Here is a 12,609-nt window from a genome sequence, read left to right as displayed (position 1 = left end):
CCCCCCCCCCCCCCCCCCCCCCCCCCCCCCCCCCCCCCCCCCCCCCCCCCCCCCCCCCCCCCCCCCCCCCCCCCCCCCCCGGGTGTGTCCCGATCCCCAGCAGCCGCCGTGCGCGGGTGCCGGGGAGCGGTCAGGGCGTGGAGGGGTCGAGTGTCGGCCACCGGTCCATCGCCCAGGCGAGCCAGGTCGACCGACCGGGTGGCGGGCAGGGGACGTCCTTCCCCGCGATCTCTGCGGCATCGGGCGCCTGGAACCGGTCGCGCCACGAGCGGACGTCGGCCTCGGGCATCGGGAACGTCGCCCGAGGGGTCGTGTCCTGACGGTGCGCGATGCGGGCGAGCTGGGTGGCCAGGTCGACGGGGAGGTACACGACCTGGCAGTGCGCCCCGGCTCCGCCGGCCAGCCAGCGCAGTGCCGACCGCTCGTCCCGGGTCCAGAGTCCGAAGTCGAGGACCACGCTGGTCCCCAGCTGCAGCGTGCGGAGCGCCACCGTGATCAGCCGGCCCTCCAGGACGTCGCGCTTGCCGTCGGCCGTCAGCGACGTGCCGAAGAGGGGGAGGTGCCACTCGTCCGCGGTCAGCCGCAGAGCGCGGTGCGACGTCGCCAGCTCCCGGGCCCTGCTCGTCTTGCCGGCGCCCGGGAGGCCGACCATCAGGAAGAGCGTGGGAACAGCGGGCCCGAGGGGCGGTCCGGACACCTCGTGCTCGTGTGCGGGCATGCGGGACTCCTGGTTGCCGGCAGGGGCCGGGCGCCGTCAGCGAGAACGGCCGGGACGGGTCACGGAGGCGCAGGCGCGCACGGGAGCGACCGTACCGACGGCGGGGACCGGGTCCCGTCGTGCGCCGCCCGTGACCGGGTGCCGTGGGGTGGTCACGCTGCAGGCGACCTCCGGCCACACCGCCGGAGCCGGACGGGACACCCCGGGTCAGAGCCACACGCCGGGCAGGACCCGCCAGATCCGGTCGACGTCGGCCACCCCCGGCTCCTCGCCGTTGCAGGCGACCGCCACCGCGGTGTGCCGGTCCGCCGAGACGCGGAAGGCGCTGCGGAACCCGGCCCAGCTCCCGCCGTGCTCGAGGTCCCCGGCCCGCGTGAGGAAGAGGCCCGCGGCGTAGTCCCGCGCCGCGTTGACCGGGGCGGGGTCGGCGAGCCGGGCCGCGAGCAGGGCCTCGCCCCCGAGCCGGCCGGTGCGGTACTCGTCGGCCCAGCGGACCAGCTCCGACGGCGTCGTGCGGACCGCGCCGTCGCCGACCTGCTCGAACCGCGAGCCGGCCGGCCGCCACGGTCCGGTGGCGGTGTCCTTGACGTGGCCGCGCGCCGAGGACGGGTCGGCAGCGTCCGGGGCGGACGCGGACGGGTCGACCGCCACGGCCAGGTCCAGGGGCTCGAACACGCGGGTGCGGAGGAAGTCCGCCAGGTGCTGCCCGGACGCCGCCCGCACCACCTCGGCCAGCAGCACGTAGTTGGAGTTGGAGTAGGCGAAGCCCTCCGCCGGCGGCAGCTCCGGGTGGGCGGCGATCGCCGCGACCGCCTGCTCCTGCGTGGTCCGGTCGGTGACGGCGATCCCGGCCGCCTCGAAGTCGGCGAGGTAGTCGGGGATGCCGCTGGTGTGGTGCACCAGCTGGTCGAGGGTCACCGTGTCCGCCCAGGCCGGGAGGCCAGGGAGCCACCGGGAGACGGGGTCCTCCAGCGACAGGACCCCGTCCTGCTCGAGCAGGAGCACGGCCGTGGCGGTGAACTGCTTGCCCACCGACGCGACGTCGAACGTGGTCTCCGGGGTGAGCGGGCGTCCCGTCGCCGTGTCGGCCAGGCCCCGGGCGCCGGCCCAGACCACCTCGCCGTCGATCCCGACCGCCGCCGAGCAGCCCGGCTCGTCGGCCGCGAGGACCTCCTCGAGCAGCGCGTCGCTGCGGGCGACCCGTTCCTCGGGGCCGGGCGGGGTCGTCGCCGCGGCCCCGTCCCCGCCCGTCCCGTCGGAGGAGGTGCACGCCGCGAGGACCCCGGCGGCGGCCACGAGGGCCGCGACCCTCAGGAGCGGTGGTGGAGCCCCCGGGGCTGCGGGGCGAGCCGCCAGCCCGCCGCACCCGTGAGGGCGATCGCGGCGGCGACGGCGACGTACAGCCAGGCCGCCGGCCGGTCCCACGCGACGTCGCCGCGGTGCAGCAGGACGACCACGAGCTCCAGGACGCCGAACACGGTGTAGGCGATCGCCGCGGTGCGCAGCCGCTCGAGGTCGCCGGCCAGCGCGGCCAGCGCCGTGGCGACGCCGAAGGCGACCAGCCAGGCGCCCACCACCCGCGCGGTGAGCGGCGTGAGCGTCCAGGGCCACAGCGTCGTCGCCGACGACGGCGCGACCGAGATCGCGGCGCCGACCGCCAGCAGCACCAGCGACTCCACCGCCAGCGCGGTCCGCAGCACGACCGGCACCGGCCGGACGCGCGGCGGGTCGGTGCCCGGCGCCCGCTCCTGGACGGGCAGGACGACGAGCATCGCCAGCGGGATGACCACGTAGACGGCGGTCCAGAACCAGGCGGCACCGCGGGCGAGGAGCGGCGCCGCGGCGAACTCGGCCTGGAAGTGGAACCGGTCGACGTGCACCAGCGTGGCGACCAGCGTCAGCAGGGTGAACACCAGGATGGTGAGCACCGGCACCCGGCTGTGCGCCCACACCGGGTCGCGCAGCGACAGCACCACGAGGGTGAAGCCGGCCGCGTAGCCCGCGCCGAGGAAGGCCGCGGTCGCCGGCGGCTGGATGGTCCAGGCGAAGCTCTCGCTGGTCCGCGTCGACAGCACGAACAGCGCGACGAAGCCGAGCGCGGTGAGGACGCTGAAGGCCACCAGCAGCGCCCGCATGGCCGGCAGCAGCTCGCGCCGGCCGGTCGAGGGCCGCACCGCCGTGGGGACAGGGTCCACCGCGGACCTCCGTGGTTCCTCGGCCCCCGTGCGCGCCCCATTGGAGCACCGGCCCCGGGGGACTGTCACCGGACTTCCTCCCCGTGCCGGTACCGCCCTCGGGACCTTGGCCTCTACGGCCGACCGGCCCGCCGTGCCGATGCTCGACGCGGCAGTGCTCCACCCGTGCAGCGGCCCGGTGGGCGCCCAGCAGCCGGGCTCCGCTGCCGGCGACGGACCAGCGAGGCGTGCTCCATGACCCGACCGGTCTCCCCTCCCCCGGGCGGACGGGCGTGACCGCCGGCGTCGCGCTGTCGGCCGAGACCCGGCTGGCCCGGCTGCTCGAGCGGCTGCTCACCGCCGCCGAGGCGTCGCTGGCGGCCGGCGACCTCGAGCCCGCGCGCGCCACCGCCGAGGAGGTACGCGCCGTCGACCCCGGGAACCGGCGTGCCGCCCTCCTCCTGCAGCGGGTGGCCGGCCGCCAGGTCGGCGCCGTCGGCGAGCGGGCGCTGATGACCCTGCTCTTCTCCGACCTGGTCGGGTCCGCGCAGCTGTCCGAGCAGGTGGAGCCCGAGCAGCTGCGGGACCTGTTCGCCTTCTACCGCGCGGCGGCCCGCGACGCCGTCGACCGGTACGGCGGCACCCTCATGCACTACTCCGGCGACGGCGTCCTCGCCGGGTTCGGCCACCCGGTCCCGCACGAGGACGACGCCCGGCGGGCGGTGCTGGCGGGACTGGACCTGGTCGTCGCGCTGCACGACGCCCGGGCGCGGCTGGCCGACCGGTTCGGGGTGGCGCTCGAGGTCCGGGTGGGGATCCACACCGGGCGGGTGGTGGTCAGCGACCTGGTCGACGACGGCGCCGTCGCCGAGCGGGACTCCGTCGTCGGCCTGGTGCCCAACCTCGCCGCGCGGGTCCAGAAGGCCGCGGACCCCGGCACGGTGGTGATCAGCGACGTCACCCAGCAGCTGGTCGACGCCGACTTCTACCTGCAGTCGCTCGGCGAGCGCCGGCTCAAGGGGATCAGCCGCCCGGTCGAGGTCTTCCGCGTCGACCGGCCCCGCTACGCCGCGGCCCGCTTCCAGTCCGAGCGGTACCGCAAGGCCGGGCTGGTCGGCCGGGACGGACCCCGCGCCCGGCTGCTCGAGGCGTGGGACGCCGTGCGGCAGGGCGACGCCGGCGCCGCGTTCCTGGTGGCCGGCGAGCCCGGCATCGGCAAGTCGCGGCTGGCGGCGGAGGTCCTCGACCGGGTGGAGTCCAGCGGCGGCCGGGTGGTCGGCGCCGCCTGCCTGCCGTACCACGCGAACGTCTCGCTCTGGCCGATCGCGCGGATGATCGAGCGGCTGGTGAGCCGGGCGGGCGAGGGCGGGGACCGGCTGCGCCCGCTGGTCGCGCACCTGGAGTCCCTCGGGCTGGACCCGGCGGTGGTCGTCCCGCTGGTCGGCCCGCTGGCCGGGCTGCCCGAGACGCCCGAGTACCCGGCGCCCGAGCTGGACCCGGGTGCACTCCTCGACGAGACCCTCGACCGGCTCGTGGACTGGATGGCCGCGAGCGCCGCCCGCCGCCCGCACCTGCTCGTCGTCGAGGACCTGCACTGGGCCGACCCCTCCACCGTGGACCTGCTCGGCCGCCTCGCCGCGCGCCGCCCGCCCGGCCTGCTGATGGTCACGACCAGCCGGGACGAGACCGTCGTCCCGTGGCGGGACGCCGTCGAGGTGCTCCCGCTCGGCCGGCTGGACGCCCGGGCGGCCGACCGGCTGGTCGGCAACCTCACCACCGGCCGGGACCTCGACGGCGCGGTGCGGGCCGCGATCGTCGAGCACGCCGAGGGGATCCCGCTGTTCGTCGAGGAGCTGACCCGCGCCGGCCTCGACGCGCAGCGCTCCGAGCCGATCCCGCTGCGGCTGCAGGAGCTGCTGACCTGGCGGCTCAAGGCGCCGGGGGTCGACCTGCGGGTGGTGCAGACCGCGGCCACGATCGGGCCCACCTTCGACCCGGCCACCGTCGCGGCGGCGGTCGGCGACCCGGACGCCGTGGCCGAGCAGGTCCGGGTGCTGGCCGACCTCGGCGTCGTCGAGCCGGCGGGGCTCGCGTCGGGGACGTATCGCTTCCGCCACGCGCTGATGCGCGACGCCGCCTACGAGACCCAGGTGCTCGACGTGCGCCGCCGGACCCACGCCGCCGTGGCCGAGGCGCTGGCCGCGCGCGGCGCCGAGCCGGCGCTCGTGGCCCAGCACCTGGACCTGGCCGGTGCGGCGATGCCCGCCGAGGGCCGCTACCTGGAGGCCGCGCAGGCCGAGCAGGCCCGGGGTGCCCACGCCGAGGCCGTGCGGCTGCTCTCCCGGGCCCTGGAACTGCTCGAGCCCCTCGCCCCGTCCGAGGAGCGCGACCTGGCCGAGCTCACCGCGCGGATGCTGCGCGGGTTCTCGGTCAGCGCGATGCGCGGCTTCTCCTCCCTCGACGTCGAGGCCGACTACCGGCCGGCGCAGGAGCTCGCCGCGCGGCTCGGCCGCCCGGAGGCGCTGCCCGCGCTGATCGCGCTGTGGGCGTACTGGCTCACCAGCGGGCGGCTGACCACGGGGCGCGGCGTGCTCGACCAGCTGACCGCGATGGTCCGCGAGCCCGCCTTCGCCGCCTTCGGGCCGGAGGTGGACGCGGTCACGGGCGTCCACGAGTTCCACCGGGGGCACCTCGTCGCGGCCCAGGAGCACCTGGAGCGGGCGCTGGCCGGCTTCGCCGCCCGCCCCGCCGGAGGACCGGTCTCCCCCCTCTGGCCGCTGCCCAACGAGCCGGTCTCGGGCGTGACCGCCGCCCTCGCCGCCGTGCTCACCGCGCGCGGCGAGGTGGGCGAGGGCGAGCGCCTGCAGGAGCGGGCCCTCCGCCTGGCCGAGGCGATGGACTCCCCGCACGCGCCGTACAGCCACGCCTTCGCCCGGGTGGGCTGGGGCGCCTGGGTCCGCCGCCTGCTCGGTGACGAGGAGGGGACCCGGCGCCTGGGTCAGGAGGCCGCCGCCATCGGCCGGGAGCACGGCTACGCCTACTGGACGGCGCTCGGCTCCGCCTGGGCCGCCACCGACAGGCCCGGCGGCCCGCCGGACCGGGGGTTCCTCGAGCAGGCCCTCGAGGCCCTGGCGGTCATCGGCCAGCGGGCCTTCGTCGCCTGCCACCTGGCCCTCCTCGCCCGGCTGGACGAGGAGGCCGGCGAGCCGGACCGGGCCGACGAGCACCTGGCCGCGGCGTTCGCCGCGGCCCGGGACAGCGGCGAGGACCTGCACCTGCCGGAGCTCCTGCGCCAGCGGGCCCGGTCCACCCTGACCCGCGGCGGGGACCCCGCGGCGGCGGCGGCCGACCTGACCGAGGCGCTGTGGACGGCGACGGCGCAGAGCGCCCGGCTGTCCCGGCTGCGCGCCGCCCTCGACCTCGCCCGCCTGCCCGCGGAGGTCCGGCCCGGGGACTGGCGGGCCCTCCTCGCGGAGGCGCGGGCGGACGTGCCGGCCTCGACGACGACCGCCGAGACGGTGGCGGCCGACGAGCTGCTGGCCGGCCGGCCGGCGCTCAGCGGCGGCGCGGCAGCACGACCCGCGCCCGGGTGACGCCGTCCTCGGAGGTCAGCGTCAGCCGGCCGCGGTGCTTCTGGGCGACCACCGCCAGCGACGTCGCCAGGCCCAGCCCGGTGCCCGAGCCGACCGGCTTGGTGGTGAAGAACGGGTCGAAGGCGCGCGCGAGCACCTCCGGGGGCACCGGCGGCCCGGTGTCCTCGACGTCGACCACCACGGCGTCGTCCTCCCCGCGGGTCCGCACCGTCACGGTGCCGTCCCGGTCCACCGCGGCGAGCGCGTTGTCGAGCAGGTTGGTCCACACCAGCGCCAGGTCCGCGGCCCAGCCCTGCACCGTCTGCGGCCGCGGGTCGAGGTCCAGGACGACCCGCACGCCGGGCGGCACCGCGTGGCGCAGCAGCACCAGCGCCTGCTCCAGGCTCGCGTGCACGTCGACGTCGGCCAGCGACTGGTCGGAGGAGTAGGCCAGCGGGCGCACCCCGGACACGATGCGGGACAGCTGGTCGGCGCCGGCCGAGACCTCCTCCAACAGGGCGGCGACCTCGGCCGAGCGGGCCAGCCAGCGCACCGCCGGGCCGCGCTCGGCGGCGGGCAGCCCGGCCAGCGCGCCGGCCAGGCCCGCCGGGTCGACGCCCAGGCGCACCAGGTCCGCGGCGACCGACCACCCGCGGTCGACCTCCGCCGCGGCGAGGACGTCGGCGAGCGCCCGCTCCGCGTCGCCGCGGGCGAGCGGGTCCTCCGGGACGGGCACCGCCCCGGTGAGCGCGCGGAGCGGCGCGTCCGGGGCGTCGTCGCCGGAGAGCAGCGCCCGCAGCCGTGCGGCGCCGCGCTGGACGGCGGCCGCCGGGTTGTTCAGCTCGTGCAGCAGGCCCGCCGAGAGGGCACCCAGCGCGGCCATCCGCTCGTGCTGGCGGACCAGGCCCTCCTCCCGGTCCAGCCGCCGGGTGGCCGCGACCAGCATCGCCCGGGCCGACGCGGGGTGGGTGAGCAGCCGGTCCAGCGCCTCGGCGCCGATCCGCTGGACCCGGCTGCGGGTCCGCGCCCGCACGGTCGCCGAGCGGGGCCGGCGGTGGGCCAGGCCGAGCTCCCCGACCAGGTCGCCGGTGCCGCACACGTTGAGCAGGACCTCCGAGCCGCCGACGTTGCGGCTGACCTCCAGGTCGCCGTCCAGGACGACGTACATCGCCTCCGGCGGCGAGCCCTCGGCCATGAGCACCTCGCCGGGGGCCAGCTCGACGGCGCGGCTGGTGGCGGCCAGCGCGGCGAGGTCCTCCTCCGGGAGGTGCTCGAACAGCCGCGAGCGCCGCAGCGCCGCCGCGACGTCCCGGTCCGGGGTGACGGTCACCCCGCGCCCAGCCGCTGGTGGGCGAAGCGGACCGCCATCGCGCCCTCCCCCACGGCCGCGGCGATCCGGTTGCCCGACCCGTGGCGGACGTCGCCGGCGGCGAACACCCCGGGCACGGAGGTCTCCAGCGGCAGCGGCGGGACCGGCAGCGGCCACTCCGGCGTCGGGCCGAGGTCCCCGCCGGTGAGCACGAACCCCCCGGCGTCGCGGCGGACCAGGCCGTCCAGCCACGCGGTGCGGGGTGCCTGCCCGATGAAGACGAACAGCGCGTCGGCCGCCACCTCGCGCTCCGCGGTGCCGGTGCGCAGCCGCAGCCCCTCCAGCCGCCGGGTGCCCAGCGCCCCGGCCACCTCGGTGTGGTACTCGACCGCGATCTTGTCCGAGGCGGCGATCCGGTCGAGCAGGTAGCGGGACATGGAGGCGGCGAGGTCCCCGCCGCGGACCAGCAGCGTGACCGAGGAGGCGAACGTGGCGAGGAACAGAGCGGCCTGGCCGGCGGAGTTGCCGCCGCCGACGACGAACACGTGCCCGCCCGCGTGGTCGACGCCCTCGGCGCGCCCCGCGCCGTAGTAGACGCCGATGCCGGTGAGCCCGGCGGCGCCGGGGACGTCGAGGGTGCGGTACTCGACGCCGGTGGCGACGACCAGCGTGCCGGCGCTGACCTCGCCGCCGTCCTCCAGCCGCACCACCGTGTACGGGTCGGCCCGGTGCACGCCCACCACCTCGGCGGGCACCAGGATCTCGGCGCCGAAGCGGACGGCCTGCTCGCGGGCCCGCAGCGTGAGGTCGGCGCCGGAGAGCCCGACCGGGAAGCCGAGGTAGTTCTCGATCCGGCTGCTGGTGCCGGCCTGCCCGCCGGGCGCGTTGCACTCCAGGACCAGCGTGGCCAGCCCCTCGGAGGCGCCGTAGACCGCGGCGGCCAGGCCGGCGGGTCCCGCACCCACCACCACGAGGTCGTAGGCCGCGCGCTCGGCCCGCGCCCGCAACCCGATCCGCGCCGCGACCTCGTGCAGGTCCGGCTGCACCAGCACCTCGCCGTCGTCGAGCACCAGCGCCGGCAGCGAGCCGGCGTCGACCCCCGCCACCTCGAGCAGCTCCCGCGCCTGCGGGTCGGCCTCGACGTCGAGCCAGCGGTAGGGCACCAGGTTGCGGGTGAGGAACTCGCGGACCGCGTGGCTGGACCGGGACCAGCGGTCGCCGACCAGACGGAGGTTGGCCGCCGGCGGGGGGCGGCGCCAGGTCTGCAGCAGGTCGTCGAGCACCGGGTACAGCCGCTCCTCCGGCGGGTCCCAGGGCTTGAGCAGGTAGTGCTGCACGTCGGCGTCGTTGATCGCCTTGATGGCGGCGTCGGTGTCGGCGTAGGCGGTGAGCAGCACCCGCCGGGCGTCGGGGTACAGCCGGCGGCTGGCCGCGAGCAGCTCGACGCCGCTCATCCCGGGCATCCGCTGGTCGACCAGGAGCAGCGCGACCGGCTCCTCGCGCAGCCGCAGGCGGCGCAGCAGGTCCAGCGCCTGGTCCCCGGAGGAGGCCGCGTACACCTGGTACCGCTCGCCGTACCGCTCCCGCAGGTCGCGCTCGACCGCGGCCAGCACGGGGGCGTCGTCGTCGACGGCGAGCAGGGCGGGCCGGCTCACGGCGCGTCCCGGAGGACGGGTTCCGCGGGCGCGCGGCGGCTGGTGACCGGGCCGGACGGTGCGTCCACGGGCCCACCTCCCGGCGGCGTGGCTGGTGGCCGTAGGGCGCGGAGTCTAGGGCGACCGGTCGGTGCCCGACCAGCGCCGCCGCCGTCCGGTCAGGTCACGGTGAACGTGCCGTGCATGCTCGGGTGCGGATCGCACATGTAGCGGTACTCGCCGGGCTCCAGGGTGACCACCCAGGTGGTCTCGCCGGTGTCGCGCACGCCCGTCTTCTCGTCGACCGCGCCGTCGCCGCCGTCGAGGTGGAAGTCGTGGACGCCGCTGTGGTCGGTGACGACGACGTTGTACCGGCCGGCCGGCAGTTCGGTCACCGGCGCGCCGGCCTCGTCGACCAGGGCGATCTCGAAGGCGTCCGGCGAGTCCTCGGTCCCGACGCTGCCCTGCAGCGTCGGGGCGCCGGCCACCGTGGTGGCCGCGGCCTCCGTGTCGTCCTCCCCGGAGCCGCCGCACGCGGCCGACAGGAGGAGCACCGTCAGGAGAGCTGCTGCTGGAGCCCTCATCGCCATCACCGGGCACCCCGCCCGGCACCGGGGCGGTCCTGCGTCCCGACGTGGTGCCGTGCGCAGTCGCAACGGTAGTACGCCCGCGACCGCCCGAGGGACGACGGCGTCCCGCCTCCGCCGGCGCGCGGCGGGCCACACTGTGGCCCGCCGCGTGCCCTGCCCCGATGCGCAGAGGAGCCAGCGATGCCCGGTCCCGGCGCGTCCCGGACGGGCGGCCCGACGGCACAGGTGCCGACGCCTCCCCCCGGACCGGCGGCGCCGGGACCGGCCGCCCGCGGCGGGGGCGCCTCCGAGGAGGAGGTCACCGGCTACGAGCGGTCCCCCAGCGACGTGCTGCGCACCGGGGTCCTGACGCTGGTCACGCTGCTGCTGGTGCCGGTGGCCGCGTGGTCGCGCGAGGCGGCGGCCGCGCTCGACGCCGGCCTGGTGGCGCGGCTGTCCGCGGCCGCGCCGACCCTCGAGCGGTTCCTGACCGGGGCCGTGACCGTGCTGCTGGCGCTGTCGCTGGCCGCGGCGGGCACCGCCCCACTGCTGCTCCGCCGCCCCCGCCTGTTCGGGTACCTGCTCGCCGGCGGCGCCACCGCGGCGCTCCTCGCACGCCCGGTCGAGGCCTTGCTCGGCGGGCGGCCGGCCGGCCTGCGCGGCGCGCTGGGGGTGGACGGCCTGGCCGTGGCCGCCGCCGCGTTCGTCGTGCTGGCCCCGTTCGTGTCCCGGCGGTGGCGGCGGGCCGGGGCCCTGGTCCTCGCGGCCACCGCGCTGCTGCAGCTGCTCGCGCCCCGGACGTCGCCGGCCACCCTGGCGGTGTCCCTGGCGCTCGGCGCGGCCGCGGGCTCCGCGACCCTGCTGGCGTTCGGCCGTCCCCTCGCCCGGCCGACCCGGGCGGCCGTGGCCGCGGCCCTGGCCGGCGGCGGCCTGGACCCCGTCGAGGTGGCGCCGGCGGTGGTCGACGCCCGCGGCTCGGTGCCCTGGACCGCGCGGCTGCGGAACGGGGACCGCGTGTTCGCCAAGGTCATGGGCGCCGAGAACCGGGCGGCGGACCTGCTGTTCCGCGCCTACCGGTTCCTCCGGCTCAAGGACGTCGGTGACGAGCGCCCCTTCTCCTCGCTGCGCCGCACCGTGGAGCACGAGGCGATGGTGTCGCTGCTGGTCCGGGACGCCGGTGGGCGGACGCCCCGCCTCCGGACCATCGCCCCCGTCGGACGCGACTCGTGGCTGCTGTCCTACGACCTCGTCGACGGCGCGACGCTGGACCGGGTGCCCGACGCGGCCGTGACCACGCAGGTGCTCCGCGGCATCTGGGAGCAGGTGGCCGTGCTGCGCCGGCACGGGGTGGCGCACCGCGACCTGCGCCGCGCCAACGTCCTGCTCGACCCGTCGGGCCGGCCCTGGCTCATCGACTGGGGGTTCAGCGAGGCCGCCGCCGCCCCCGGTCTGCTCGACGCCGACGTCGCCCAGCTGCTGGTCGCCCTCGCGCTGCAGGTCGGTGTGGACCCCGCGGTGGACACCGCGGTCGCCGGGCTCGGGCCGGAGGCGGTGGCCGCGGCGCTGCCCCGGCTGCAGCCGGACTCGCTGAGCGGCGCCACGCGCGACGCGCTCCGGCACGACCGGCACCTGGCCGCCCGGCTGCGCGCCGCCGTCAGCGAGCGGTGCGGCGTCCCGGAGCCGCGGCTGGTGGACCTGGAGCGCGTCCGTCCCCGGACGCTGCTCGTCGTCGGCGTGCTCGCCCTCGCCTGCTACCTGCTGCTCCCACAGCTCGGCGACGTCGCCGGCATGGCCGAGCGGGTGCGGGACGCGGACTGGGCGTGGGTGCCGCCGGTCCTCGCGACGTCGCTGCTGACGTACGTGGGCGCGGCGGCGAGCCTCGCGGGGGCGGTGGCCGTGCGGCTGCGGGCGGTCCCGACCTTCGTCGCGCAGCTGGCCTCCTCGTTCGCCGGCCGGCTGGTGCCCGCGGGGCTGGGCGGGATGGCGTTGAACGTGCGCTACCTGCAGCGCTGCGGTCTCGACGTCGCGGTCGCCACGTCCGGCGTCGGGCTCAGCTACGCGGCCGGGACCGTCGTCCACGTGGTGTTGCTGGTGGGGTTCGGGATCTGGGCGGGCCGGTCGCTGCCGGATCTCGCCCGGCCGGTCGAGTCGCCGGCCGTCGTGTGGGGCGCCCTCGCGGTGCTCGTCCTCACCGTCGCCGCCGCGGCGGTCCCGGCCGTCCGGCGGTTCACGGCCGCGCGGCTGGTGCCGCCGCTGCGTCGCTCGGCCCACGGCCTGGCCGGCGCGCTGCGCAGCCCCGGCCGGGTGGTGCTGCTGCTGGGCGGCTCGGCGCTGACGACGCTCGGCTATCTGTCCTGCCTGTACCTGTCCACGCGGGCGCTGGGCGGCGACGTGGGCGCGGTCGCCGTGGGTGCGGTGTACCTCGCCGGTGCCGCCGTCGCCGCGGTGGCGCCCACGCCCGGCGGGCTCGGCGCGCTCGAGGCCGCGCTCATCGCCGGGCTGGTCGGCGTCGGGATGGACCACACGGTGGCCGTCCCCGCCGTCTTCCTCTACCGGATCGCCACCTTCTGGCTGCCGATCCTGCCCGGCTGGGCCGCGTTCGCGTGGCTGCGCCGGGAGCACTACGTGTAGGC

8 protein-coding genes are annotated in these 12,609 nt (G+C 77.9%); 2 read left to right on the top strand and 6 right to left on the bottom strand.

What is annotated here, in order from left to right; translation table 11 throughout:
• Positions 1 to 130: 130 nt before the first annotated feature.
• The 3 genes from ACI798_RS06500 to ACI798_RS06490 all read right to left on the bottom strand — a co-directional run bounded on the left by ACI798_RS06500 (position 131) and on the right by ACI798_RS06490 (position 2,913).
• Positions 131 to 652, bottom strand: a complete 522-nt coding sequence (locus ACI798_RS06500) for an AAA family ATPase (RefSeq protein ID WP_456939368.1) — start codon at positions 650 to 652, stop codon at positions 131 to 133.
• Positions 653 to 925: 273 nt separating this feature from the next.
• A complete protein-coding gene (locus ACI798_RS06495) occupies positions 926 to 2,014 on the bottom strand; it encodes a serine hydrolase domain-containing protein (RefSeq protein ID WP_456939369.1) in 1,089 nt (362 codons plus the stop codon).
• Positions 2,015 to 2,028: 14 nt separating this feature from the next.
• Positions 2,029 to 2,913 carry a hypothetical protein gene (locus ACI798_RS06490; protein ID WP_456939370.1) on the bottom strand — a complete coding sequence of 295 codons (885 nt, stop codon included), beginning with the start codon at positions 2,911 to 2,913 and terminating at the stop codon, positions 2,029 to 2,031.
• Positions 2,914 to 3,185: 272 nt separating this feature from the next.
• Here ACI798_RS06490 and ACI798_RS06485 point away from each other — a divergent pair, with 272 nt between their 5' ends.
• Positions 3,186 to 6,485 (top strand): ATP-binding protein, encoded by a 3,300-nt coding sequence (locus ACI798_RS06485; RefSeq protein ID WP_457047510.1) that lies wholly within the window; start codon positions 3,186 to 3,188, stop codon positions 6,483 to 6,485.
• On the opposite strand, the gene ACI798_RS06480 is transcribed toward ACI798_RS06485, so the two are convergent.
• The 3 genes from ACI798_RS06480 to ACI798_RS06470 form a co-directional block, all read right to left on the bottom strand.
• Positions 6,448 to 7,794 (bottom strand): sensor histidine kinase, encoded by a 1,347-nt coding sequence (locus ACI798_RS06480; RefSeq protein ID WP_456939372.1) that lies wholly within the window; start codon positions 7,792 to 7,794, stop codon positions 6,448 to 6,450. The two genes, ACI798_RS06485 and ACI798_RS06480, sit on opposite strands and share 38 nt — an antisense overlap.
• Entirely contained in the window at positions 7,791 to 9,428 is a 1,638-nt protein-coding gene (locus tag ACI798_RS06475; protein ID WP_456939373.1) for an FAD-dependent oxidoreductase, read from the bottom strand. The genes ACI798_RS06480 and ACI798_RS06475 overlap by 4 nt, the downstream gene beginning before the upstream one ends.
• 158 nt (positions 9,429 to 9,586) lie before the next feature.
• Positions 9,587 to 9,961, bottom strand: a complete 375-nt coding sequence (locus tag ACI798_RS06470; protein WP_456939374.1) for a cupredoxin domain-containing protein — start codon at positions 9,959 to 9,961, stop codon at positions 9,587 to 9,589.
• Positions 9,962 to 10,177: 216 nt separating this feature from the next.
• Between ACI798_RS06470 and ACI798_RS06465 the strand changes: the two genes are divergently transcribed.
• Positions 10,178 to 12,607, top strand: coding sequence for a flippase-like domain-containing protein (locus ACI798_RS06465; protein ID WP_457047509.1), 2,430 nt, complete (start codon positions 10,178 to 10,180; stop codon positions 12,605 to 12,607).
• Positions 12,608 to 12,609: the final 2 nt, after the last annotated feature.

The sequence above is a fragment of the Geodermatophilus sp. SYSU D01045 genome, from assembly GCF_054050295.1.
Note: the sequence above shows the minus strand (reverse complement) of the source record. Positions and strands in the feature narration are given on the sequence as shown.